Source organism: Tsukamurella sp. DT100 (assembly GCF_049844855.1).
GTDB lineage: Bacteria > Actinomycetota > Actinomycetes > Mycobacteriales > Mycobacteriaceae > Tsukamurella.
In genome coordinates, this window is record NZ_JBNCLV010000003.1 from 190035 (window position 1) to 214038 (window position 24004).

26 protein-coding genes and 1 riboswitch are annotated in these 24004 nt (G+C 71.9%); of the genes, 13 read left to right on the top strand and 13 right to left on the bottom strand.

Going from position 1 to position 24004, the window contains the following annotated elements; translation table 11 throughout:
- Window positions 1-50 precede the first annotated feature (50 nt).
- The 4 genes from thiD to ACLQ3K_RS08085 all read right to left on the bottom strand — a co-directional run bounded on the left by thiD (window position 51) and on the right by ACLQ3K_RS08085 (window position 4726).
- Window positions 51-944: a bifunctional hydroxymethylpyrimidine kinase/phosphomethylpyrimidine kinase gene (gene thiD / locus ACLQ3K_RS08070; RefSeq protein WP_425998422.1), complete on the bottom strand. Its 894-nt coding sequence runs from the start codon at window positions 942-944 to the stop codon at window positions 51-53.
- The gene (gene thiC, locus ACLQ3K_RS08075; protein WP_425998424.1) at window positions 941-2623 is read right to left on the bottom strand and encodes a phosphomethylpyrimidine synthase ThiC; all 1683 of its coding nucleotides are present in this window, start codon (window positions 2621-2623) and stop codon (window positions 941-943) included. The genes thiD and thiC overlap by 4 nt, the downstream gene beginning before the upstream one ends.
- A riboswitch (TPP riboswitch) is annotated at window positions 2619-2731 on the bottom strand. Its footprint overlaps the gene before it by 5 nt.
- A gap of 31 nt (window positions 2732-2762) precedes the next feature.
- On the bottom strand, window positions 2763-3890 hold the full coding sequence (locus ACLQ3K_RS08080; protein WP_425998426.1) for an ABC transporter permease: 1128 nt from the start codon (window positions 3888-3890) through the stop codon (window positions 2763-2765).
- Window positions 3887-4726 (bottom strand): ABC transporter ATP-binding protein, encoded by an 840-nt coding sequence (locus tag ACLQ3K_RS08085; protein ID WP_425998428.1) that lies wholly within the window; start codon window positions 4724-4726, stop codon window positions 3887-3889. The genes ACLQ3K_RS08080 and ACLQ3K_RS08085 overlap by 4 nt, the downstream gene beginning before the upstream one ends.
- Before the next feature lie 133 nt (window positions 4727-4859).
- Between ACLQ3K_RS08085 and ACLQ3K_RS08090 the strand changes: the two genes are divergently transcribed.
- Window positions 4860-5201, top strand: coding sequence for a GNAT family N-acetyltransferase (locus ACLQ3K_RS08090; protein ID WP_224645262.1), 342 nt, complete (start codon window positions 4860-4862; stop codon window positions 5199-5201).
- Here ACLQ3K_RS08090 and ACLQ3K_RS08095 read toward each other — a convergent pair.
- From ACLQ3K_RS08095 to ACLQ3K_RS08105, 3 genes are read right to left on the bottom strand one after another with little or no spacing between them, the layout of a single operon-like run.
- On the bottom strand, window positions 5198-5683 hold the full coding sequence (locus tag ACLQ3K_RS08095) for a DUF1990 family protein (RefSeq protein ID WP_425998430.1): 486 nt from the start codon (window positions 5681-5683) through the stop codon (window positions 5198-5200). The two genes, ACLQ3K_RS08090 and ACLQ3K_RS08095, sit on opposite strands and share 4 nt — an antisense overlap.
- On the bottom strand, window positions 5680-6570 hold the full coding sequence (locus ACLQ3K_RS08100) for a GNAT family N-acetyltransferase (protein ID WP_425998432.1): 891 nt from the start codon (window positions 6568-6570) through the stop codon (window positions 5680-5682). Before ACLQ3K_RS08100 ends, ACLQ3K_RS08095 begins: the two co-directional genes overlap by 4 nt.
- Window position 6571: 1 nt before the next feature.
- Window positions 6572-7162, bottom strand: coding sequence for a peptide deformylase (locus ACLQ3K_RS08105; protein WP_425998434.1), 591 nt, complete (start codon window positions 7160-7162; stop codon window positions 6572-6574).
- A 172-nt stretch (window positions 7163-7334) separates the two neighbouring features.
- Between ACLQ3K_RS08105 and ACLQ3K_RS08110 the strand changes: the two genes are divergently transcribed.
- The 11 genes from ACLQ3K_RS08110 (at window position 7335) to ACLQ3K_RS08160 (ending at window position 16975) form a co-directional block, all read left to right on the top strand.
- A complete protein-coding gene (locus tag ACLQ3K_RS08110) occupies window positions 7335-7661 on the top strand; it encodes a DUF3263 domain-containing protein (protein WP_425998436.1) in 327 nt (108 codons plus the stop codon).
- A 19-nt stretch (window positions 7662-7680) separates the two neighbouring features.
- Window positions 7681-8148, top strand: a complete 468-nt coding sequence (locus ACLQ3K_RS08115) for a LytR C-terminal domain-containing protein (protein ID WP_425998438.1) — start codon at window positions 7681-7683, stop codon at window positions 8146-8148.
- A gap of 118 nt (window positions 8149-8266) precedes the next feature.
- Window positions 8267-9001, top strand: a complete 735-nt coding sequence (gene sodC / locus ACLQ3K_RS08120) for a superoxide dismutase[Cu-Zn] (RefSeq protein WP_425998440.1) — start codon at window positions 8267-8269, stop codon at window positions 8999-9001.
- 2 nt (window positions 9002-9003) lie between these two features.
- Window positions 9004-10140: a glutamate--cysteine ligase gene (locus tag ACLQ3K_RS08125; protein WP_425998971.1), complete on the top strand. Its 1137-nt coding sequence runs from the start codon at window positions 9004-9006 to the stop codon at window positions 10138-10140.
- Between the two features lie 69 nt (window positions 10141-10209).
- Window positions 10210-11277 (top strand): FecCD family ABC transporter permease, encoded by a 1068-nt coding sequence (locus ACLQ3K_RS08130; RefSeq protein ID WP_425998442.1) that lies wholly within the window; start codon window positions 10210-10212, stop codon window positions 11275-11277.
- Entirely contained in the window at window positions 11274-12023 is a 750-nt protein-coding gene (locus ACLQ3K_RS08135; protein WP_425998444.1) for an ABC transporter ATP-binding protein, read from the top strand. The genes ACLQ3K_RS08130 and ACLQ3K_RS08135 overlap by 4 nt, the downstream gene beginning before the upstream one ends.
- Before the next feature lie 27 nt (window positions 12024-12050).
- Window positions 12051-13052 carry an ABC transporter substrate-binding protein gene (locus ACLQ3K_RS08140; RefSeq protein ID WP_425998446.1) on the top strand — a complete coding sequence of 334 codons (1002 nt, stop codon included), beginning with the start codon at window positions 12051-12053 and terminating at the stop codon, window positions 13050-13052.
- Window positions 13049-13855 carry a Rossmann-like domain-containing protein gene (locus ACLQ3K_RS08145; RefSeq protein ID WP_425998448.1) on the top strand — a complete coding sequence of 269 codons (807 nt, stop codon included), beginning with the start codon at window positions 13049-13051 and terminating at the stop codon, window positions 13853-13855. Before ACLQ3K_RS08140 ends, ACLQ3K_RS08145 begins: the two co-directional genes overlap by 4 nt.
- A complete protein-coding gene (locus ACLQ3K_RS08150; protein ID WP_425998450.1) occupies window positions 13852-15057 on the top strand; it encodes an MFS transporter in 1206 nt (401 codons plus the stop codon). The genes ACLQ3K_RS08145 and ACLQ3K_RS08150 overlap by 4 nt, the downstream gene beginning before the upstream one ends.
- A complete protein-coding gene (locus ACLQ3K_RS08155; protein WP_425998452.1) occupies window positions 15054-15974 on the top strand; it encodes a hypothetical protein in 921 nt (306 codons plus the stop codon). The genes ACLQ3K_RS08150 and ACLQ3K_RS08155 overlap by 4 nt, the downstream gene beginning before the upstream one ends.
- The gene (locus ACLQ3K_RS08160; protein ID WP_425998454.1) at window positions 15971-16975 is read left to right on the top strand and encodes a pyridoxal-phosphate dependent enzyme; all 1005 of its coding nucleotides are present in this window, start codon (window positions 15971-15973) and stop codon (window positions 16973-16975) included. Before ACLQ3K_RS08155 ends, ACLQ3K_RS08160 begins: the two co-directional genes overlap by 4 nt.
- 16 nt (window positions 16976-16991) lie before the next feature.
- Here the strand turns inward: ACLQ3K_RS08160 and mnhG are convergent, their stop codons facing one another.
- From mnhG to ACLQ3K_RS08190, 6 genes are read right to left on the bottom strand one after another with little or no spacing between them, the layout of a single operon-like run.
- Window positions 16992-17324 (bottom strand): monovalent cation/H(+) antiporter subunit G, encoded by a 333-nt coding sequence (mnhG, locus tag ACLQ3K_RS08165; protein ID WP_068522911.1) that lies wholly within the window; start codon window positions 17322-17324, stop codon window positions 16992-16994.
- Complete coding sequence (locus ACLQ3K_RS08170; protein ID WP_224645249.1) at window positions 17321-17644, bottom strand: monovalent cation/H+ antiporter complex subunit F; 324 nt, start codon at window positions 17642-17644, stop codon at window positions 17321-17323. The genes mnhG and ACLQ3K_RS08170 overlap by 4 nt, the downstream gene beginning before the upstream one ends.
- Window positions 17641-18339 carry a Na+/H+ antiporter subunit E gene (locus tag ACLQ3K_RS08175; protein WP_224645248.1) on the bottom strand — a complete coding sequence of 233 codons (699 nt, stop codon included), beginning with the start codon at window positions 18337-18339 and terminating at the stop codon, window positions 17641-17643. The genes ACLQ3K_RS08170 and ACLQ3K_RS08175 overlap by 4 nt, the downstream gene beginning before the upstream one ends.
- The gene (locus tag ACLQ3K_RS08180; protein ID WP_425998973.1) at window positions 18332-19987 is read right to left on the bottom strand and encodes a Na+/H+ antiporter subunit D; all 1656 of its coding nucleotides are present in this window, start codon (window positions 19985-19987) and stop codon (window positions 18332-18334) included. The genes ACLQ3K_RS08175 and ACLQ3K_RS08180 overlap by 8 nt, the downstream gene beginning before the upstream one ends.
- Before the next feature lie 11 nt (window positions 19988-19998).
- The gene (locus ACLQ3K_RS08185; protein WP_425998457.1) at window positions 19999-20589 is read right to left on the bottom strand and encodes a Na(+)/H(+) antiporter subunit C; all 591 of its coding nucleotides are present in this window, start codon (window positions 20587-20589) and stop codon (window positions 19999-20001) included.
- Entirely contained in the window at window positions 20586-23483 is a 2898-nt protein-coding gene (locus tag ACLQ3K_RS08190; protein ID WP_224645246.1) for a Na+/H+ antiporter subunit A, read from the bottom strand. The genes ACLQ3K_RS08185 and ACLQ3K_RS08190 overlap by 4 nt, the downstream gene beginning before the upstream one ends.
- A 71-nt stretch (window positions 23484-23554) precedes the next feature.
- Here ACLQ3K_RS08190 and ACLQ3K_RS08195 point away from each other — a divergent pair, with 71 nt between their 5' ends.
- Window positions 23555-24004, top strand: coding sequence for a hypothetical protein (locus tag ACLQ3K_RS08195; RefSeq protein ID WP_224645245.1), 450 nt, complete (start codon window positions 23555-23557; stop codon window positions 24002-24004).

A 24004-nucleotide genomic window follows, 5' to 3' on the forward strand; every position in this document is an offset into this window, starting at 1 on the left:
AACGCTGTTTTGGAGATTCCGACCTGCGGTTTTCCTCTCCAGAACATCGTTCAATCGGGGGTGGCGACCGCCCAGAGAGGGTTGACGGGGCCGTGGCCGGCGCCGAGCGGGTACGCCCAGCGCAGGCCCTCGGTGACCCACGCCTTGCCGAAGGCGACGGCGGCCGGCACCGATGCGCCGTGCGCGAGGGCCGCCGTCGTCGCCGCGGCGAGGGTGTCGCCGGCGCCGTGGTCGTGCCCCGTCGGGACCCGCGGCGCAGTGAACGCGATGGACTCGGTGCCGTCGGTGAGCAGGTCCGGGCTCTCCGGCGAATCGCGCAGGTGACCGCCCTTGACCAGCGCCCACTGCGCCCCGAGCGCCAGCAGGGCGTCGGCGGCGGCCGCCTGCGTGGCGGAGTCCACCACGCCGATCCCGGTGATCAGCCGGACCTCGTCGAGGTTCGGGGTGACCAGCGTGGCGCGGGGGACGAGCACGGAGCGCAGCGCGTCGAGGGCCTCGGTCGCGAGCAGCGGGTCGCCGTGCATCGACGCCGCCACCGGGTCGACGACGAGCGGCACCGCCCGGCCGTGGCCGATGCCCTCCGCATCCGCCGCGGCGGCGACCGCCTCGATGATTTCCGTGGACGCCAGCATCCCCGTCTTCGCCGCCTCGACGCCGATGTCGCCCGCCACCGAACGGATCTGGGCCGCCACGATCGCCGGCTCGACGCCGCGGAAGTCCTGCACGCCCACGCTGTTCTGCACCGTGACGGCGGTTATCGCCACGCAGGCGTGCAGTCCGAGCACGGCGAAGGTCCGCATGTCGGCCTGGATGCCCGCGCCGCCACCGGAATCCGAGCCGGCGATGGTCAGCACCCGGTGCGGCGCGGAGCCTCGCGGGGCGGTCGGCAGGCGCGACGGTGCGCCGACCGTCACCGTGGTCGGCTCGGATGGGCGCTCCGTCATGCCCGGGAGGGCTCCAGCGGGATGTACACGCGCCCACCGGCGTCGGCGAACTCCTGCGACTTCGCCGCCATATCGGCCGCCAGCTTGGCGTCGATGTCCTCCTGCGTCACCAGGTTGTGCTCCTGCGCGTAGGCGCGCACGTCGGCGCTGATCCGCATCGAGCAGAACTTCGGGCCGCACATCGAGCAGAAGTGCGCCGTCTTCGCGGGCTCGGCGGGCAGCGTCTCGTCGTGGAACTCGCGGGCCGTGTCCGGGTCCAGCGACAGGTTGAACTGGTCGACCCAGCGGAACTCGAAGCGCGCCTTGGACAGTTCGTCGTCCCGGGATTGCGCACCGGGGTGCCCCTTGGCGAGGTCGGCGGCGTGCGCCGCGATCTTGTAGGTGATGACGCCGGTCTTCACGTCGTCGCGGTTGGGCAGGCCCAGGTGCTCCTTGGGCGTGACGTAGCAGAGCATCGCCGTGCCCGCCTGCGCGATGATCGCCGCGCCGATCGCCGAGGTGATGTGGTCGTACGCCGGCGCGATGTCGGTGGCGAGCGGGCCGAGCGTGTAGAACGGCGCCTCCTCGCACAGCTCCTCCTCGAGCCGCACGTTCTCCACGATCTTGTGCATCGGGACGTGGCCGGGGCCCTCGATCATCACCTGCACGCCATAGGACTTCGCGATCTTCGTCAGTTCGCCCAGGGTGCGGAGCTCGGCGAACTGCGCCTCGTCGTTGGCGTCCGCGATGGAGCCGGGGCGCAGGCCGTCGCCGAGGGAGAAGGTCACGTCGTACTCGCGGAGGATCTCGCACAGCTCGCGGAAGTGCGTGTACAGGAACGACTCCTCGTGGTGCGCGAGGCACCACGCGGCCATGATGGAGCCGCCGCGGCTGACGATGCCGGTGACCCGGTTCGCGGCGAGCGGCACGTAGCGCAGCAGCACGCCGGCGTGCACGGTCATGTAGTCGACGCCCTGCTCGCACTGCTCGATCACGGTGTCCCGGAAGATCTCCCAGGTGAGCTTGGTCGGGTCGCCCTTGACCTTCTCGAGCGCCTGGTAGATCGGGACGGTGCCGACGGGGACCGGCGCGTTGCGCATGATCCACTCGCGGGTCTCATGGATGTCCTTGCCGGTGGAGAGGTCCATGATGGTGTCGCCGCCCCAGCGGGTGGCCCACACCATCTTCTCGACCTCCTCGGCGATGGAGCTGGTCACGGCCGAGTTGCCGATGTTCGCGTTGATCTTCACGGCGAAGGCCTTGCCGATGATGGCGGGCTCCAGCTCGGGGTGCTTGCGGTTGGCCGGGATGACCGCGCGGCCGGCCGCCACCTCCTCGCGCACCTTCTCGGGGTCGAAGCCCTCGCGGGACGCGACGTAGCGCATCTCGTCGGTGATGATTCCCGCACGGGCCCAGGCGAGTTGGGTGCTCGCGCCGTCGACCGGGGCGGGTGTGGTCCAGGCGTCGCGGGTCTGGGGGAGGCCCTCGGCGAGGTCGTGCAGCTGATCCTCGGCGGTGTACTGGGTGTACGGGCCGGAGGTGTCGTAGACGTCGTGGTGATCGCCGTTGGTGAGAGCGATCCGCCGGAACGGGACGTGCAGGTCACCGTCGGTGCCCGGGACGGTGCGGTACCGCTTCTCGGAGCCCTCGATCGGGCCGACGGTGACGGTGGAGACGGGGGTGGACGACGAAACAGGCATGCGGGACTCCTCTTCCCTACGCCGGCATTACCCGGACAGGTTCGTACGGTCGACGCCCGCGATAGACGTCCTCTCAGCTCACTGCGGTGAGCTCCCGTGTGGTGTGCGCTACCGAGGGTAGCGCACACACGGCGGAGTCTCAGGCGATCCGCACGCCCCGCGGCAGGTTCGCCGCGGGAACCCGCAGGCGGCGGGCCGCGAAGGCGAGCCCGATCCCACCCAGCGCCAGGTTCGCCAGCAGGCCCCAGTACCAGGTGCGGCCCACGTTCTGGGTCGTGTCCCAGTCGTCGTACCGAGAGGACGGGTACCGATTCGCGTACTGCTCGGAGCACGTCCGGTCCTGGTCGGGATTCGGGCCGGTGCGAGTGTCGGACACGATGTCGGCGAGTGCGCCGAGCGCGGTCTCGTCGGGTTCGTCGCCGGTGTAGTCGGCGTAGCGGCGGGGGAAGCCGTCCGACCGCCTGCCCGGCTCGGACTGCGAAGCGGCGTCCGCGAAGATCACCGCGGGGTTCGGTGCCAGGATCCACCAGATGCGTTCGGTGTGCGTGACCTCGACCTGCTCGCGCACCTCGGTGCATTTGCCGCTGCTGTCGGAGTCGTTGTACTCGAACCTGGTCTGCATCGCGCTCTGCTGGGAGACGGTCGTCGGCACCAGCATCAGGGTGATGAGCGGAAGCCCGATCAACAGGAACAGCATTGCCAGCTGCGTGACGGCGGCGGAGCCGATCGGCCTCGACAGTAGGGCCGAGAAGCCAAGGCCGATACCGCAATAGCTGAGGAACAGCAACGCCACCACGACGACACCGAGGATCGACGCCCACGCCGGATACGGCGCCTCGACCGTCGCCCAGATGATGTAGGGCGTCGAGACCAGAAGGAGTGCGCAGGAGGCGATCCATGCGCCGAGTAGCTTTCCGGCAGCGATCTGCGACCCGCTCGCGGGCGTGGCCTGGACGACGGCGAGGGTTGCGTCCTTGCGGTCGCCGTTGATGGAGGTCGCCGTCATCGTCGGCGAGATCACCAAACCGAGGAAACCGACGAAGCCGAGGACGATGAAGTAGAGGTTCTCGGACCAGCCGTCGTACGCCCAGCCCTTGCGCTCCGGGCTCATCGCGAGTGCGAACCACAGCGAGCCGAAGACCACGGCGGAGACCACGAGGAAGAACACGCCGAGCAGCACGCGCCAGCGGGTGGCGCGGGTGCGTTGACGGAGTTCCAGTCCGGTGAGCACGCCGACGGTGCGCCACCACTGCGTGAAGCCGTTCATGTGCGATCAGCCTCCAGTGCGAAGTACGAGTCCTCGAGGGCGTTGGTGGCGCGGGCGAACTCGACGATCCGGGCACCGTCGGCGATGCTCTGCGCGAGGTGTGCGGCCGCGTCGGCCTCTGAATCGAAGGTGAGATACGTTCCGCCGCTCGGTGGTTCACCGAGGAGCCGGATCCGCCACCGGGTGACCGCGGACTCCGGCGGCGCCTCGGTGCGGCCGCGCGCCATCATCACCACGTCGTCGACCATCTCGCCGAGCTCGGAGAGGATGTGCGAGGAGACGAGGACGGCGACGCCGCTGTCGGCGAGGGCGCGCAGCGAGTCGCGCAGCTCGAACCGCGAACGCGGGTCCATGCCGGAGGCGGGCTCGTCGAGCAGCAGGATCGGTGGGTGGTGCACCATGGCGCGGGCGAAGCCGAGGCGTTGCTTCTGACCGCGGGAGAGGACCTGCGCCGGCCGGTCGGCGAACTCGGTCAGGTGCACGCGGGCCAGCAGGTCCGTCGCCCGGGCGCGGGCCTCGCCGGACGGGACGCCGTACAGCTTCGCGAAGGTGGTCAGGATCTCGGTCGGAGTCAGTGAGTCCCAGGTCCCGAAGACGTCGGGCATCCACCCGACGCGGGACCGGAGCGCATCGGGGGCGATGGGCGCACCGTCGAGCTCGATGGCGCCCGACGACGGCTGCAGCAGCCCGGCGAGCATGAGCAACAGCGTCGTCTTGCCCGCGCCGTTCGGGCCCACCAGTCCGGTGATGCGGCCAGGGGGCAGCGTGAGCGTCGCGTCGGCGACCGCGACGTGCTGTTTGAAGTTCCGCGTGAGCCCGCGGGCGACCAGCGTCATGCGGTTCACAGTAACCGCGTTCCGAAGTTCACGATCGAGAAATGTGACAGATGTGAAAACACCGGTCGCGAGTACGCCGACTTGTCGGGGTTCGGGCGTACGGTGGGGTGATCCGCATCACATGGAGGTGTTCATGGCTGACAAGGTCGAGGTTCCCCCGCCCACGCTGGAACTGGGGGAGTCGTTGCGTCTCTTCGACAATCCGGTGCGCGACCGGTACGAACTCTGGTCGGGCGACGAGCTCATCGGGGTCGAGGGCTACGAGGTCACCGACCACGGTGACGTGATCCTGCTGCACACAGTGGTCATGGAGAAGTTCGGCAAGCAGGGCTTCGCCCGCGCCCTCGTGTCGGGGGTGCTGGACGATCTGCGCTCCCGGAACCGGCGCGTGATCCCCGTGTGCACCTACGTGCGCTCGTTCATCACCCGGTTCCCGCAGTACCAGGACGTCGTCGACTCGGCGGCGCACACCTAGGAGCCGGGACGGCGCAGCGCCCGGACGTACCGGGCGCGCGCCACCTGCTGCGCCACGAGGAGTGCGGGGAACGCCGCGCGCCAGAAGCCGCGCGGCGCGGGCCGGGTCAGCGACCGGATCGTCAGGCGCACGGTGGCGCCGTCGCGGTGCACGACGAAGGCCTCCTCGCCGCGCACCGGATGCCCGGGGAGGGTGCGGTACGAGAAGCCGACCCGATCGAGGGCGTCCACCACCTCGACGACCTCGACGGGCTCCCGGATCGTGATCCCGGCGACCCGGGCTGTCACCGTCAGCCGCTGACCGGGTTCGACGGGGCCCGCGGCCGAAACGGCGAAGCCGCTGCGCGTCTTCACCGCCCACCGCAGGACGTCGTGTGCAGCGCGGGCGAAGTCCTCGTCGCCGAAGCCGAGCACCGTGGTGATCTCCGCGCGACGGTGACCGTCGGGACCAGGACCCCACGCCGGGGCGCCCGGCGCCGTCACCGCTGCTCGGCCCAGTAGTGGTAACCGTGATGGCGGGTGAAGCCGGCGGTGCGGTAGAGATCGCGGGCGCCGCTGTTCTCGAGGGTGACCTCGAGGAACACGCGCGGCGCGCCTTCCTCGGCCGCGCGCGCCCGGAGTGCCCCGAGCAGCCGGGTCGCGAGGCCCCGTCGACGGTGCTCGGTCGCGACGGCCATCGATCCGATCCCGCCCCACACCGTCCCCGCCGCGTCCACGGTGAGCGCGAGGCGCCCGGCCGCGACGGGCGCACCGTCGGGCCCGGCGATCGATGCGAAGAACGCCGCCCCGTCGACCGAGGTCACGAGGGGCTCGGCCGTGCCGGTGAGCGACAGCCAGGCGCCGTCGGGGGCGCCGGCGAAGCGGACCTCCGGGTCGGCGCTGTCGGCGACGGCCGGCGCGATCAGCACCTCCGTCGGCTGCACGACGGGCGCGAGGCCGGATGCTCCCGGCAGTACGCGGTCGGACAGCGTCAGGCGCAGCGGCAGGTCGCGGGCGGCGTACCAGGCGCGCACCCCGTCGAGCCGGTCGAGCGCGGCATCGGGGTGCAGGGGCGCGGCGGCGTTCGCGCGGTGCCCGGGCAGGCCCACCGCGGCGCGGCACAGCCAGCCGTCGATCCACTCGCGTTCCACGGACCACCACGACCGGGCGCGCGCCAGGTCCAAGGACCGGATCTCGCTCGCCCGGACGGGGCGCGGCGGCACTGTCTTCCACCGGATGATCTCGGCGCGGGGAACGGCGTGCTCGGCGCCGTCGCGGTCAGCGCGGACGAGCAGCGGGTCACCGTCGGACAGCAGGGTGCCGATGACGTCCGAGGCCTGCCCGGACGGCAGCAGCCGCCGGACTACCACCCGGTCGCCGGGCGCGGGCACGTCAGTGACCGAAGGGATCTTCGACGGTGCCGGGCATCCAGGTCAGGCCCGGCACGGTCCAGCCCTGCTTCTTGATGAACTTCTTCGCCTGGCGCGCGTACCGGCCGGTCAGGACGTCGGTGTAGAGGAAGCCGTCGAGGTGGCCGGTCTCGTGCTGCAGCATCCGCGCGAAGAAGCCGGTGCCCTCGATCTCGACCTTCTCGCCGTCGCGGTCGGTGCCGACGACCTTGGCCCAGTCGGCGCGGCCCGTCGGGAAGGACTCGCCCGGGACGGAGAGGCAGCCCTCCCAGTCGTCGTCCGGGTCCGGCATGGTCTCGGGGATGTCCGAGGTGGTGAGGACGGGGTTGATGACCTCGCCGCGCCGGCGCTCGCCGGTCTCCTCGTCCGGGCAGTCGTAGACGAAGAGGCGCAGGTCGCGGCCCACCTGATTGCCGGCGAGCCCCACGCCGTTGGCGACGTCCATGGTCTCGTACATGTCGTCCAGGAGGGTCACGATCTCGGCCGACGGCTTGCCGCCCGCGTCCAGCTCGACGGGCGTCGTGGGGGAGTGCAGCACGGGGTCGCCGACGATGACGATGGGGAGAACGGACATGGCATACACGGTAGTCGGGGGCGGTGCGGGCCGCACCGGCGCACCGGGCGTCGTGGGGGCCCGGCGGCGCGGGAGCTGCGCGACACGCGCCCGTAGCCCCGCGACGGCGCCGCCGGCCGTGGTTAGATTGACGCGAACTACAGAAGTGTTATTTCGAATGCGAGGGGAACGCATGGAGGGCGCCGGTGCGGCCGCGCAGAAGACGGTCCGAACTGACGCGCAGCCCGTCGACGAGCGCGGCGAGGACGGCCTGACCAGGCGCGAGCACGACATTCTGGCCTTCGAGCGCCAGTGGTGGAAGTACGCGGGCGCCAAGGAGGACGCGATCAAGGAGCTCTTCGGGCTCTCCGCGACCCGCTACTACCAGGTGCTCAACACCCTGGTCGACACGCCCGAGGCGCTGGCCGCGGACCCCATGCTCGTCAAGCGCCTGCGCCGCGTCCGCGCCGGCCGGCAGAAGGCCCGCGCCGCCCGCAAGCTCGGCTTCGAGATCACGTGATCCGATACAGTCGGGTGTCGTGAGCACTCAGAACACCCGCGCCGTCCCGATCCGGACCATCATCATGATCCTGATCTCGGCCGCGATCATCCTCGCGGCGGTCGGGGTCCACGGGCTCGTGACCCGCAACGACGATCCCCAGGCAGCGCTCAACGCGCAGGAGGCCAAGATCAAGGCCGCCGCCACCGAGACCGCGGCTCCCGCCGCCGACAAGCCGACGGTGTGCCTGATCTCCGTGGCCAAGGCGCCGGTCGCCGACACACGCGACAAGCTCACGAAGGCCGGCTTCACCGTGCAGGGCGAGGCCGCCGCGGCCTGGCCGAACCGGCCCGCCGCGCCGCGCGCCACCACCGTGTACTTCGCGGACGGCGGCGAGGACGCCGCCGAGACCGTCTCCACCGCCCTCCCCGGCTCCGCCACCGCCGCCCGCCCCGCCGGGCTCGAGGCGTGCGAGGGCGCGCTCGCCGTCGCCGTCGTGAAAAAGTAGCCGGCGACGGGCGGAGCGGGGTCCTGTCCCTCGCTGCGAGAGCGGCCCCGATATGATTTCGGGCAACACCAGCCCCAGGGCGGCCCAGCCCCGGTAGCCGTCGCATAAGGAGTCATCGATGACGAAGCGTCAGTTCCTCGCCCCGATCGCGATCCTTCCGGTGGCGGCCATCGCCCTGGCCGGCTGTACCACCAACGAGAAGCCCTCGGACACGCCCGGGACGAACCCCGCGGTCGTCACCGGCGCGACGGTGCCCGCGCAGGGCCCCGTCCGCAGCCTGGACCCGAACGCCGCGCACGGCGAGGACACGCCGGGCGAGAGCTCGCCGTCGGCCGGCGCCGCCGAGGCCTCGCTCGTCAAGCCCGACGGCAGCAGCGCCGGCAAGGCCACCTTCTCGGAGAAGGACGGCGTCGTGGTGATCGACGTCCGCGTGACCGGCCTGCCCGCCGGCTTCCACGGCATGCACATCCACGAGGTGGGCAAGTGCGAGGCGAACTCGGTCGCCAAGAACGGCGCCCCCGGCTCCGCCACCAACTTCGGCTCCGCCGGCGGCCACTGGCAGAAGCCCGGCGCCTCCGGCCACCCCATGACGGGTGACCTCGTCTCGGTCTACGTCAACGCCAACGGCACCGGCCAGACCGTCACCAGCACCGGCGCCTTCACCCTCGCCGACATCAAGAAGAACACCGAGGGCAACGCGCTCATGATCCACGCGGGCCCCGACAACTTCGGCAACATCCCGTCGGCGCGCTACACCAACATCGTCCCGGGTCAGCCCGTGCCGGACGAGACCACCCTCAACACCGGCGACGCCGGCGGGCGGATCGCCTGCGGCGTGATCAAGGTCGGTTAATCATCGAGCCCGTCGCCTTCGAGGCGTCGCCGCGGCCGACGATCGGCGTCGAGTGGGAGTTCGCCCTCGTCGACCGGGAGACCGCGGAACTGGTCAGTAGGGCCGGGGAACTGTTCGACGGCATCCGCGCCACCCATCCGGACATCGCGCCGCAGGTGCATTCGGAGATGCTGCGCAACACCGTCGAGGTGGTGACGGGCGTCTGTGAGAACACCGCGGAGGCGATGGCGGACCTGGCGCGCATCATCGCGGCGGTGCGCGAGACGTCGGACGCGATGGGCGTCGATCTGTTCGGCGCGGGTACCCACCCGTTCGCGCAGTGGAACGCGCAGCAGCTCACGGAGAATCCCCGCTACGACGAGCTGATCGCCCGCACCCAGTGGTGGGGCCGGCAGATGCTCATCTGGGGCGTTCACGTGCACGTCGGGGTGAACCACCGCGACAAGGTGCTGCCGATCATCTCGGCGCTGCTCAACCACTACCCGCACCTGCTGGCACTGTCGGCCAGCTCCCCGATGTGGGGCGGGCACGACACCGGGTACGCCAGCACCCGCGCCATGATGTTCCAGCAGCTGCCGACCGCGGGCCTGCCCTTCCAGTTCGAGCAGTGGAGCGAGTTCGAGCGCTTCGTGCACGACCAGAAGACCACCGGGATCATCGACCACCTCAACGAGATCCGCTGGGACATCCGTCCCGCGTGCCACCTCGGCACCATCGAGGTGCGGATCTGCGACGGCATGTCGTCGTTCGCGGAGCTCGAGGCGATCGTCGCCCTCATCCACTGCCTCGTCGTGTGGCTGGACTCCCGGCTGGACGCGGGGGAGACCCTGCCGACGCTGCCGCCCTGGCACGTGCAGGAGAACAAGTGGCGCGCCGCTCGGTACGGCCTGGACGCCATCATCATTCAGGACGCGGACAACAACGAGCGCCTGGTGACGGAGGACCTCGACGACCTGCTCGAGCAGCTCGCGCCCGTCGCGGCCCGCCTCGGCTGCTCCCGCGAGCTGGCCGCCGTCGCCGACATCGCCCGTCGCGGCGCCTCCTATCAGCGGCAGCGTGCCGTCGCCGGCGGCGTCTGCAACGTGGACACCTACCGCGACGTGGTGCGGTCTGTGACGAGCGAGCTCGTCCTGCCGTAGCCGCGTGTCGATGCACGCATAGCCGCATGCGTCTTTGTTAACGAAAATGATTCTCGTTAACTTTGTCGCGTGCTCACCACCTCGCTCGGCCGTCGCGCCGGCGCCTCCCCGCTGCTCCTCGCCGGAGTCCTCGCGGCGGTCCTCGTCGTGTCGATGGGCGTCGCGGTGTCGCAGGGCGCGGCGACGGTGCCGCTCGGCGACGCCCGGCGCCTGCTCTGGGCGGGCCTGACCGGCGGCACCCTCGCCCGCGAGGACCAGTCGACCTACTCGATCCTCTGGGACCTGCGCGTGCCGCGGGTGCTGCTCGCGGCCCTCGTCGGCGCCGGCCTCGCCATCGCGGGGGTCGCGTGCCAGGCCCTGGTCCGGAATCCGCTCGCCGACCCCTTCATCCTCGGAATCTCCAGCGGTGCGTCCGTGGGCGCCAGCTTCGTCGTCACCACCGGCGTCGTGGCGGGCCTCGGCATCGCCGGCACGGCCGGGGCGGCGTTTGCGACCGCCGTGCTCGCCTCGCTGCTGGTCTACCTGCTCAGCCGGACGGCCGACGGTGCCCTCAGCCCGGTCCGGCTGGTGCTCACCGGCGTGGTGCTCGCCTTCGCCTTCCAGGGCCTCGCGGGCGCGATCGTCTTCTTCGACCCCGTCGGCGACGCCGCGCGGTCCGTGATGTTCTGGCTGCTTGGCGGTCTCGGGGGAGCGCAGTGGTCCGTGCTCCCGCTGGTCGCCGTGACGGTGGCGGTGTGCGCCGCCACCACCGGGCGCCTCGCGGGCGTGCTCGACGTCCTGGCGCAGGGCGACGAGGCCGCCGCGGCGCTCGGCCTCGACCCGCACCGCGCGCGCCGAATGCTCTTCCTGGTCATCGTGGTCATGACCTCGGTGCTCGTCGCGATCGCGGGCACGGTCGGCTTCGTCGGGCTCGTCGTCCCGCACGCGGTCCGCATGATCGTCGGCCCGGCGCACCGGGCGGTGCTCCTGCTCGCCCCGCTCGTCGGCGCCCTGCTGCTGGTGTGGGTGGACCTGTTGAGCCGCCTGGTGGTGGCGCCGCGCGAGCTACCGCTGGGCATCGTCACCGCGCTGGTCGGCGTGCCCGTCTTCATCGTCCTGCTGCGGCGCCGCGGCGGACTGCTGGGCGGCGCGGCGTGAGGATCGAACTGGATCGGATCACCGTGGAGCTCGGCGGAACCCGAGTGCTCCATGACATCTCGCTCGACATCGCCGCGGGTGCAAACGTCGGGCTGATCGGACCGAACGGCAGCGGAAAGTCGACGCTGCTGCGCTGCCTCTACCGGGCGATCGCCCCCGCCGCGGGGACGGTACGCGTGGGCGGGCGGGACCTCGCCGCTATGCGTCGGCGCGACGGTGCGCGCCTGGTCTCCGCCGTCACCCAGAGCGAGACCGGGCATCTGGGGTTCACGGCGGAGGAGACGGTGATGCTGGGGCGCTTCGCCCACGGCGACGCCGGCAGCGCAGCGGCGATCGGCGCCTGCGAGGCGGCGCTCGTCGCGGTGGACGCCACCGCGCTCCGGCGCCGTAGCGTGCTCGGGCTCTCCGGGGGCGAGCGGCAGCGCGTCCTCATCGCCCGCGCCCTCGCGCAGGACACACCGGTCCTCCTGCTCGACGAGCCGCTCAACCACCTCGACGTGCGGCACCAGCTGGACCTGCTGCGCCTGCTCCGGGCGACGACCAAGACGACCGTCACCGCCATCCACGACATCGACCTCGCCGCCCAGAGCTGCGACCGCCTGGTGCTCCTCGACCGCGGCCGGGTGGTCGCCACCGGCACCCCGGGCGAGGTGCTCACGGCCGACCGGATCGCCGAGGTCTACGGCGTGCGGCCCGTGGTCGCCGCGGCCGGCACGGGTCCGCCGCGCATCCGCTTCGAACTGTAGAAACCGACCGATCGAAAGGATCGACCGATGCACCCCCGTCCCCTGCTCGCCGCGGCCCTCGCGGCGGGCACCCTGCTCGCCGGCACCGCCTGCGGCGCCCGCCCCGCCGAGACCACGACCGACCTCGTCGACGTCACCAACTGCGGTGTGCACCAGCAGTACCGGTCGCCCACCGCCGCGGTGCCGTACGACGTCTCGGCGATCGAGAAGATGTTCGCGCTCGGCCTCACCGACCGCATCAAGGGCATCGTCCTGCCGAAGACGGTGCACGGCGTGATCGCGAAGTCGCCGTACCGCGACGAGTACGCCAAGGTCCCGATTCTCAGCGACGGCGTGCTCACCCAGGAGCCGCTCGTCGCCGCCAAGGCGGACTGGGTGTTCGCGGGCTGGCAGGCGGGGTTCAGCCCCGCCCGCGGCGTCACCCCGGAGTCGCTGGGCAAGCTGCGGATCGACAGTTACATGCAGGAGGAGACCTGCTACAACTACGGCGACAAGCCCGCCGCGCGGGAGGTGAATCCGTTGGCGGACACGTACACCGACCTCACCAACCTGGGCGCGATCTTCCGCGTCCCGGACCGCGCCACGAAGCTGGTCGGCGACCTGCGCGCCCGCGAGCGCGCGCTGCAGGAGCGCGCCGACCGCAAGACGGTGAAACCGTCGGTGTTCGTCTACGACTCGGGGACGGCGGAGCCCTACACCGCCGGCCGCCGCGCCGCGGCCGACCAGGTGGTCTCCCTCGCGGGCGGTCGCTCCGTGACCCACGACGTGGACGGCCGGTGGACCTCCGTCGGGTGGGAGTCCGTGGTGCAGGCGCAGCCCGAGGTGATCATCATCGTCGACTACGACAAGCAGCCCGCGCAGCAGAAGATCGACTACCTGCGACAGTCGTCGCCCATCAAGGACTCGCCGGCGGTGCGCGAGAACCGGATCCGCGTGGTGGACTACGCCGAGCTGGTCGCCGGTCCGCGCAACCTCGATGCCGCGGCGGCGCTCGCCGACTACCTGGAGCAGAGCGGAGCCGCCCGATGACCGCACCCGACACCGCCCCCGGCTCCGTCGCCGACGTCCTCGACCTCGCCCGCGAGGTCGCGCCGGACGAGGTGGCCCGCAGCGTCTTCTTCGTCGCGCACGGCACCCGCCTCGCCGGGAGCGAGCAGCGCTACCGCAACCGGTACGTCCTCGTCCGCGTCGGGGATTCCTTCGGCGCGTGCGCCTTCGAGGAGGGTGAGCTCGACCCCGATATCGCGGACCTCTCCGGCGAGCCGCTCGCCGCCCTGCTCGAGCACGCCGCGCAGCCCCTGCGGATCGCCGCGGCCGACGCCGCGCTCGGCGCCGCGGCGCCGCACCGCGAGGACCCCCGCGCCGAGCTCCGGACGTTGCCCACCGGCACCCCCGACGTCCGCGCGATCGCCCGCGACGCCGCGGTGGCGGAACTCCTCTCGGTCGCCCCGGGTGCCCGCGTCGCGCTCATCGGCGTGGTGAACCCCCTCGTTGCGGCCATCCGCGAGCGCGGCGGCGAGCCCCTGCTCGCGGACCGGAACCTGCAGCGCACCCACTGGGGCGACCCCGTCGCGGACGATCATCGTGCGGTGCTCGCCGAGGCCGACGCGGTGCTCGCGACCGGGATGACCCTGGGCAACGGCAGCTTCGACGAGATCCTCGCGACCTGCCGGGAGCGCGACGTGCCGCTCGCCGTGTACGCGCAGAGCGGGTCGGCCGTCGCCCGCGCCTTCCTCGGGGCGGGCCTGAGCGCGCTCTCGGCCGAGCACTTCCCGTTCTCGCAGTTCTCCGCCGACGCCTCGCCCATGTACCTCTACCGGGGCCGGGCATGAGCGCACCCGGGGACCGCCCCGTGCCGGACCGGGTGCTGGTCCGCGCGATCTGGCCGATGCTCGCCGCCGCCGCGCTGGGCCTCGTCCCGTTCACCGTGATGGCGAACTTCCTCGTCGCCATCGCCGCCGACGCGCACGCGGGCGTCGACCTCATCGGCGGCCTGCGCGGCCTCGGCGGAGTCGCCGCCCTCCTGGTCGGCGTCGCGGCCGCGCCGCTGCTGGACCGGCTCTCGCGTTCGTCGGTGGCCGCGCTGGCCCTGCTCGTGCTCGCGCTGGGGTGCGGGCTCGCGCTGCAGGGCAGCACCGTCGCGTGGATCGCCTTCTGCCTGCTGATCGGCGCGGGCACGGCCGTCCTCAACCCCGCGGTGTCGGCCATGGCAGCCGACCGGTTCGACACCCCGGCGGCCTCCGCGCGGGCCGCGACCCTCGTCTCGTCGACCATGACGCTGACGGCGGTCCTCGCGGCCCCGGTCCTGGCCCTGCCCGCCGTGCTGTGGGGCTGGCGCGCCGACATGGCCGCGACCGCCGTGGTGCTGCTCGTGGTTGCGGCGCTCATCGCCCGCCGCCGCGATCCGCGCGGCGGGAACACCTCCGTGAGCTACCTCCAGGCCTTCCGCACCGTGCGGGCGATCCCCGGCGCCCTCGACACCCTGGCGGTCTCCCTGTTGCGCACGCTCGCGTTCATGGGCTCCCTCGCGTACATCGCCGCCGCCTTCGGCCAGCGCTTCGGCATCGGGACGGGCTGGTTCTCCCTGGTGTGGGCCACCTCCGGGCTGGCCTTCTTCCTCGGGAACTTCCTGGGCGGCAGGGTGATGCAGGACCGCGGTGCCGACCGCCTGCTCGGCACGGTGCTCGCGGCGATCCTCGTCGCCTCCGTCGCGATGGTGGCGCTCTACACCGCGCCGCACGTCGCCGTCGCCTGGCCGATGGTGGCCCTCGTCTCGGCCTCGCACGCCGTCATCGCCGCCGCCGTGACCACCACGCTGGTCCGCGGGGCGGGACCGGTGCGCGGCACCGTCCTCTCGCTCAACGGGGCGGCGCAGAGCGTCGGCGTCTTCGTGGGCGCCTCCCTCGCCGGCGGGGCCCTCGCGCTCGGCGGCTGGACCGGCGTCGGCCTCGTCCTCGGCGGCGCCACCGCGCTCTCGGCCTTCTTCGCCCGGCGCGCGCTGCGCGGGGCCCGCGCGGAGGAGCGCATCGGATGAGCGCACCGCGCAGCACCTCCCGCGGTCGCGGGGTGGGCCGGAGCACCGGCCACCACGGCGAGTTCCTCCAGGGCCGGTTCCGCTGCCCGGTTGAGGGCGAGTGCCCGGGCCTGGTGACGGTGCCGATCGGCACCGTCGGGTCCGTGGCGGTCTTCGCCCCGGACGCCTCCGGTGCGGTGCGGGCGCGGACCACCGGCGGTGCGCGCGACCTGGGCAAGGCGCGCAGGGCGGCCGAGGCGACACTGGCCCACCTGCGGGAGCGCGGCGCGCTCGGCTGCACCGGCGGCGAGCTCCGCATAGCCCGGACGACGGCCGTGGGCCTGGGGCTGGGCTCCTCGACCGCCGACGTCCTCGCCGCGGTCCGGGCGGTCGCCGACTGCGCGGACGTCGAGCTCGACGCCGACACCGTCGCCCGCCTCGCCGTCGCCGCCGAGGGGGCCTCGGACCCGCTGTGGGCCGACCGCCCGATCCTGTTCGCCCACCGCCACGGCCACGTCATCGAGGACCTCGGGGCGACGCTGCCGGGAATGCTGCTGGTGCGATGCGTGCTCGGCGGTCCCGTCGACACGCTGGCACTGCCCCCGGCGGGATCCGGCGACGTGGCGGAGTACGAGGAGCTGCGCGGTCTGCTGCGCCACGCGGTCGCCGCCGGCGACGCGGCGGGGATCGGCGCGGTCGCGACCCGCAGCGCGCTGCTCAACCAGAGTCGGCACCACAAGCCCGGTCTCGACCGCCTCATCGCGGCGGCCGAGCGCGGCGGAGCGCTCGGCGTGCAGGTGGCCCACTCCGGGAACGTGGCCGGGCTGCTGTTCGAGCGCGAGCACCCGCGGGAGCGCCTGCGGCGGGCGTGCGCCCGAGTGCGCGCCGTCGGCTTCCGCGTGTCCGACGCCCCGATCGTGATCGGCGGCGCCGCATGAGGATCGACGGCCACATCGCCGAGGCGCTGAGCCGCCCCGCCCTGCTCCGCGCTACGGACGACCGGTACCTCCTGCGGTTCGAATCGATGAAGGTCGCCTCGGCGCGGGCCGCGCTCCGCGCCGCCCTCGACGCGGGGCGGGTCCGGCCGGGCGGCACCGTCATCGACTCGTCGTCGGGCATCTACGCCTACGCCCTGGCCCTGGCCTGCCACGAGGCGGGCGTGCGCTGCCGCATCGTCGGATCGACCACGATCGACGAGGGCCTACGGGTCCAACTCCTCGCCCTGGGAGTCGAACTCGAACAGATGCCGCCGTCGGCGTCGCTCAAGCTCGACCAGGACCGCCGCGTCCGGCGCATCACCGAACTGCTCGCGCAGGACCCGTCGCTGCACTGGATGCGGCAGTACCACGACCCGGTGCACTACCTCGGCTACCGCGACATCGCCCGCGGCGCAGCGGCGGAGCTGGCGGCCGAGGGCGTCGCGTCGGTACGGCTCGTCGCGCCCGTCGGTTCGGGCGTCTCCAGCGGCGCACTGCGACTCGGCTTCGAGGAGGCGGGCCTGACGGTGGAGCTGGTCGGCGTGCAGCCCTTCGGCAGCGTCACCTTCGGCGCCGAGCACGTGGAGGATCCCGCCATGCTCATCGCCGGCATCGGCTCGTCGATCCCGTTCGACAACGTGCGGCACGGGCTCTACGACGTGATCCACTGGGTGTCGTTCGAGGTCGCCCGCGCCGGCACCCACCGGCTGCTCCGTGAGGCGGCGCTCTTCGCCGGCCTGTCCTCCGGCGCCGGGCAGGTGGCGGCCGGCTACGAACGGCAACACGGCACGTCGGTCGACGCCACCGTCCAGGTGCTGCCCGACACGGGGCACCGCTACCTGCGCGCGCTGGCCGACCACGTCGACACGGCGGAACCGGTGGGGCCGCGGCTCGTCGACGACCCGGCGGAGATCGCGCTGCCGTGGTCGCGAATGCGCTGGTCCGGGCGGTCCGGAGCCTGACGGCCCGGAGGAGCCGCTAGTCGCGGCTGCCCGTCTCCATCTGGTCCGGGTCGATGGTGCTGTCGCGCAGCCGCTGCTCCTGGTAGGCCACCCGGCCCACCCGGTGCGCGACCGCGGGCGCGGTGATCATCGTGAACAGCCCGGCCAGCACCAGCATCCACACGTCGACCGAGTCGGTCATCCGGACGATCGCGCCGGCCAGCAGCAGGAGCATGCCCAGGGTCTGCGGCTTCGTCGCCGCGTGCATGCGGGTCAGCGTGTCCGGGAAGCGGATGATGCCGATCGCGGCGGTCACGGCGAAGACGGCGCCGGTGAGGAACAGGATCGAGGAGACGACGTCGACGATCATCGCAGGCCCCCGTTCCGCGGCGCGATGTCCGGCGTCTCGTCCGGCGGCGACGGGGCCGTCCCGGCATCGTCGGGCACCCGGAACCGGACCACCGAGACCGAGCCGACGAAGCCGACGAGCGAGAGCGCCACGATCCCGGGGATGACCGATGAGTTGCGGCTGTACGCCGCCCACACGGCGAGCCCGCCGACGGCGATCGCGACGAGCGCGTCCACCGCGACGACGCGGTCGAGGGTGTTCGGGCCGCGCAGCAGGCGGTAGGCCGTGAGGAAGGCGGCGGTCATGAGGATCACGCCGGTGATGACGAAGACGACGGTCACGACTTCTCCTCTCCCTCGGTGCTCTGTGCCTTGCGGTAGGCGATCTCCGGCGCGGCCATCCGGCGGGCGTCGCCCGCAAGGCCGCGGGCGCCGGGCGTGACGTGGTGGAAATCGTCGTCGTCGATGCCGTGCATCGGGCTGGCGTGCCACTCGTTGTCGCGCTCGAAGGCGTTGATGAACAGCCGCTCGAGACGCGCTGTGCTGCGGTAGAACTGCCGCACCGCCTTCTCGCTGCTCACGTCGACCACGTGCACGTAGAGCAGCCGCCGCTTGGTGTCGATCTCCAGCACCATCGTGCCGGGGATCAGGTTCATCATGTCGACCAGCAGCGTGAGCACCAGGTCGGACTTGATCGAGACCTTGGCGCGGAGCACCGCGCTCAGCGGCATCCCGCCGGGCCGGATCGCCAGCCAGGCCACCTCGATCGACGAGCGGAACATCTCCACGAGGAAGACGCCGATCAGCTTGAGCAGCGAGCCGACGTGCACGCGGCCCTCGACCGGGACCGGCGGTAGGGGGAGCAGCAGCAGGATCGCGAGGCCCACCAGCAGGCCGCCGGCGATGTTGCCCCAGGTCACGCTGCCCCACAGCATCACCCACACCGCGTCGAGCCAGATCAGCTGCGCCACCTTGACGCCGACGGCGCGGCCGTCGCGCAGGTCCGGCAGGACCCTCGTCACGAGTCGCCTAGCCATGCGCGCCTCCCTGCGGCCCGACGGTGACGGGCGCACCGTCGGGCGTCTTGAGCTTCTCCAGGGCCTCGGGGCCGAGCACGGCCTCGATGTAGTCCGCCCGGCCCATGAGCTGGTCCGCGGCGCGGTCCGTGACGTCGAACATCGGGCCCGCGAAGATCGCGAGGATCAGGCCCACGCCGAGCAGGCCGGCGGTGGGCGCGACCATGCTCATCGGCATGCGGCCCGGGTCCTCGCGGTCGGCGAACTCGATGACGTCGGCGTCGTCGAGCAGGGCCTCCGGGTGCGCGACCGCCAGTTCTCCCTCGGGAGCGTCCGAGCGGGGGCGCCAGAAGGCCTTGGTCCACACCCGGGTCACCGCGTACAGGGTGAGCAGGCTGGTGATCACGCTGCCCGCGACCAGCACCCACGCCAGCACCGAGCCCTGTCGCACGCCGGCCTCGATGAGGCCCACCTTGCCGACGAAGCCCGAGAACGGCGGGATGCCACCGAGGTTCAGGGCCGGCAGGAAGAACAGGATCGCGAGCACCGGGCTGGCCGCGGCGAGCCCGCCGAGGCGGCGCAGGGAGGCCGCGCCCGCCTGCCGCTCGATGAGGCCCACCACGAGGAACAGCGTCGTCTGCACGAGGATGTGGTGCACCACGTAGTAGATCGTCGAGCTCAGGCCCAGTGGCGTGGAGAGACCGATGCCGAAGATCATGTAGCCGATGTGGCTGACCAGCGTGAACGAGAGCAGGCGCTTGATGTCGGTCTGGGCGATCGCGCCGAGGATGCCCACGATCATGGTGAGCAGGCCGGCGATCATCAGCACGTCGTCGAGCGAGCCGCCCGGGAAGAGCAGCGTGTGCGCGCGGATGATCGCGTACACACCGACCTTGGTGAGCAAGCCGGCGAAGACCGCGGTGACCGGGGCGGGCGCCGTCGGATACGAGTCGGGCAGCCAGGTCGAGAGCGGGAAGACCGCCGCCTTGATCCCGAAGGCCACGAGCAGCACCGCGAACAGCGTGGTCCGCGTGCCCGACGGCAGGTCCTGCAGCCGGATCGCCATGTCCGCGAGGTTGAGCGTGCCCGTCGCGAAGTAGGCGTAGCCGATGCCGAGCAGGAAGATCACCGACGAGACCATCGAGACCATCACGTACGAGACGCCCGCCCGGATCCGGTCGGCGCTGCCGCCGACCGTCAGGAGCACGAACGATGCCGCGAGCAGCATCTCGAAGGAGACGAACAGGTTGAACAGGTCGCCCGCCAGGAAGGCGTTGCACACGCCCGCCGCGAGGATCAGGTAGGTGGGGTAGAAGATCGAGACGGGCTGGTGCTCGTCGCCGTCGCGGATACCCTGGCCGACCGAGTACACGAGGACGCCCAGCAGCACGATCGCGGAGACCAGCACCATGAGCGCCGCGAGCTGGTCGGCGACGAGGGCGATGCCCAGCGGCCCGCCCTTGCCGTCGCGGTCGCCCCAGCCGCCGACGTGCAGCGCGACGGTGCCGTGCCGGTCGGTGTAGTAGAGCATCAGCGCCGCGACCGCGACGATCGCCACGAGGGAGACCAGCGAGATCAGGCGCTGCAGCCGCGGGTGCCGGCCCATCACCATGGTGATCGCGGCCGCCACGATCGGCAGCACCGTGGGCAGGGGGATGAGGGCGAGCATCATCGATTCGGTCATCGCTCGCCCTCCTGCTCGCTCTTCTCGCCCGGCGGGAGTTGCTTCTCGCGCGGCACGGCGGGCAGCGGCAGCGCCCCGGTGTCGACGACGTCGACGCGGGCCCGCTTGAGCTCCTCGGCGGAGAGCAGCTCGCCGTCGGGGCCGTACGCGTCGCCCAGGGCCGACGGTGCGCCGGTGATCGGATCGTCCGAGGCGTCGTAGTCGGGATCGTCGGCCGCGACGTCGACGTCGCGCTCGAGGACCTTCGTGTCCTCGGGGTCGTCGTCGACCTCGTCGTCGGTGTTGATGGTGAAGGAGCGGTAGGCCAGCGCGAGGATGAACGCCGCCATGCCCATCGTGATGACGATGGCGGTGAGGATCATCGCCTGCGCCAACGGATCCGCGTCCGTCAGGCGTCCCTCCGAGAAGTACCCGACGATGGGCGGGTTCCCGGGCGGGGAGGACAGCGCGAGGATCAGCAGGTTCACCGCGTTGCCGAACAGGATGATGCCCATCAGCATGCGGGTGAGGCTGCGGTCCAGGAGCAGGTACACGCCGGTGGCGACCATGACGGCGATCGCGGCGAAGAGACCGATGTCGACGATCATCGCGCGCCACCTCCCGTCTGGACGGGCAGGGGCGAGGTCATGTCGGCGGGGGATCCCTCCAGGTCGAGTCGTGCTCCCAGGCTGCGCAGGACGTCGAGCACCAGGCCCACGACGATGAGGTACACGCCGGCGTCGAAGATCAGCGCAGTCACCACCTTGACGTCACCGAAGACCGGCAGGGTGAACTCGAAGGCGACCGACGACATGGCCGGCGCGCCCGCGAGCAGCGAGACGATGGTGCCGCCCGCCGCGAGCAGCAGGCCCGTGCCGAGGATCCGGCCCGCGTCGAGCGGGAGGGCCTCGCCGATCTCGTACCGGCCGCCCGCGAGGTAGCGCAGCACCAGCGCGAGTCCGGCCGTGAGGCCGCCCGCGAAGCCGCCGCCCGGCGCGTTGTGGCCCGCGAAGAAGAAGTAGACCGAGACCACCATGATCGTGGGGAAGGCCATGCGGGAGGTGATCTCCAGGACCAGCGAGCGGTGCCGCGGATCGCGGAGCGCGCTGCCCCGCAGCCAGGTGGTGCCGGGAGCGGCGGCGGCCGCGGCGGCGGCCTCCGCGCTGACCCGGGGCGCCGAGCCGAAGCGGCGGTTGCGGAACACCAGCGAGGCGACGCCCGTCGCCGCCACCAGCAGCACCGAGATCTCGCCGAAGGTGTCCCAGGCGCGGATGTCGACCAGGATCACGTTGACCGTGTTGTGGCCGTAGCCGAACTTGTAGGCCTGCTCCGGCAGCCGGTCCGCGACGGGGGCGGCCACTCGCGCGGCGCGCGCCGCGATCGCCACCACGACCACCATCGCCGCCACGGCGACGCCGAGCAGCGCGCGCGCCACCCGCGACGGACGGCTGCCGGTGATCGGCGCCTCCGCGGGCAGCTTGCGCAGCACCAGCACGAAGATCACCAGGGTCAACGTCTCGACCAGGAACTGCGTGAGCGCCAGGTCGGGGGCGCCGTAGATCGCGAAGATCACGCCCGTGCCGTAGCCGGTGACGCCGACGACGAGCACCGTCGCCAGGCGGTTCCGCAGCAGCACCGCGGTGAGCGCGGCGGCGCACATGAGCAGCGAGATCGCCAGGAACAGCGGCGAGGCCTCGATCCGCATGTCGGGTCGCGCGCGGGTGCCGAAGGCCAGGACCACGAGTGGCAGCAGCACCAGCGTCAGCAGGATCGTGCCCTGGGTGAGCGGCAGCGAACCGCGCTGCGTGCTCTGCGTCATGCGCAGCGACAGCACGTCGGCGCCGCGGAGCGTGGCGTCGTAGAGCCGGTCCGCGTTGCCGAGCAGGACGCTGTTGCGCTGGCGCAGCCGCGAGAACGGGCTGTGCGGCTGCACGATGACGATGCCCGTCGCGATGATCAGCACGGTCAGCAGCAGCGGCAGCGTGAAGCCGTGCCACAGCGCGAGGTGGTACGGATCCTCGGCGGGCGGGAAGGACCGGTCCGGGTACTCGGCCAGCACGTGATCGAGCCAGGGCGAGAAGATCCCGTCGATCAGGCTGAGCACGGCGAGCAGCGCGGGGCCGGCCAGGAACAGCGGGCTGATCGCGTGCATGTTCTCGACGGCACTGGTGGGCTTGGCCTGGCCTTTGCGGCCGAAGGCGCCCCACAGGAAGCGGATGCTGTAGGCCACCGTCAGTGCCGAGCCGGCGCACATGCCCACCAGCAGGATGAGCGGGAGCGGCGACGGCAGCGAGGCGTGCAGCATCGTCTCGAGCGCCGCCTCCTTGCCCACGAAGCCGTACAGCGGCGGGATGCCGGCCATCGACGCGGCGGCCAGCGCGGCGATCACCGCGAGCACCTTCTGGCGGTCGCCGAGCCGGGCCAGGCGCCGGATGTCGCGCGTGCCGGTGGCGTGGTCGATGATGCCGACCACCATGAACAGCGTCGCCTTGAACAGGGCGTGCGCGGTGAGCATCGTCATGCCCGCGAGCGCGACGTTCCGCTCGCCCGTGCCGACGAGCACCATGAGCATGCCGAGCTGGCTGACCGTGCCGAAGGCCAGGATCAGCTTGAGGTCGAACTCCCGCAGGGCGCGCCAGCCGGCCAGGATCATCGTGAGGATGCCGAGACCCAGCACGATGACCCGCCACGACGTGAGGTGCGCGAAGGCGGGCGCCAGCAGCGCGACCAGGAAGACGCCGGCCTTCACCATCGCGGCGGCGTGCAGGTAACCGGAGACGGGCGTCGGCGCGGCCATGGCGCCGGGGAGCCAGAAGTGGAAGGGCACGATCGCCGACTTGCTGATCGCGCCGATGAGGATGAGCACGACGCCCACCTCGACGCCGATGGAGATCGTCGACGGGTCGCCGACCGCGCGGGCGATGACCTCGGAGAACAGGTATGTGCCGTAGTGCTCGCCCAGCTCGATGATGCCGACCAGCATCGCGAGGCCGCCGAGCGTGGTCACGAGCAGCGCCTGCGTCGCGGCGCGGCGGCTGGTGGCGCGCTCGGCGTAGTAGCCGACGAGGAGGAAGCTCAGCACCGAGGTGAGCTCCCAGAAGACGTACATGACCAGCATGTTGTCGCTGACCACGAGGCCGAACATCACGGCCATGAAGGCGACCAGTTCGGCCGCGAAGGTGGGCAGCTTGCGAGTGTTGGTGACGCCCGTGAAGTAGCCCGCGCAGTAGACGAGGATGACCGCGCCGATACCGAGCACGAGGACCGACATGACCGCGGCGAGCGGCGTGAGCCGCAGGTCGACGTTCATGTTCAGTGCCGGGACCCACTGCAGGGACTCCGTGCGGTCGGGCTCGCCGGAGACGGGCCAGACGGTGACGATCCAGACCAGGGCCGCGGCGGGCGCCAGGGCGAGCGCCAGGAATCCGCGCGCGCCGAAGCGACCGACCACGATGGGTGCGGCTAAGGTCGCCAGTGACAAACAGACAAGGATGACAAGCAAGGGCACTCCGTCCTTTTGTGAGCGGGGTGTCGTTCTTTTGGAATTCTACCGGTAGGCATGTCGGGAGCTGCATGGACCAGTCGACGGATCGTCCGACCACTTCGATCGCGCGGGTTGCGCGGGGCGTCTTCGGCGCCCTGACCGCGGCGGCGCTGCTCCTCGGGGCCGCCGGCTGCGGGGACGAGACCAAGGACACGCCCGCCGCCACCGTCACCCTGCCCGCGTCCTTCCCGAAGGCCGAGGTGCCGATCGTCGACGGCAATCTCATCGACGCCGGGGAGCGCTCGCAGGGCGGCGTCACGGTCTACAACGTGACGGTGCAGGCCGGCGACGGTGGCTACGACGCCGCGACGCGCAAGCTCACCGACGCGGGCTACCTCGCGCTCGGCGCCGGTGCCGGCACGCCCGACAATGCCACCCGGTCCGCGCAGTTCTCGGGCAAGGGCTACGTCGTCACCGTGAGTTCGGTCCAGGCCGGCGCCGTCCCCAACGCCGTCTTCTACTCGGTCAGCAAGGCCTAG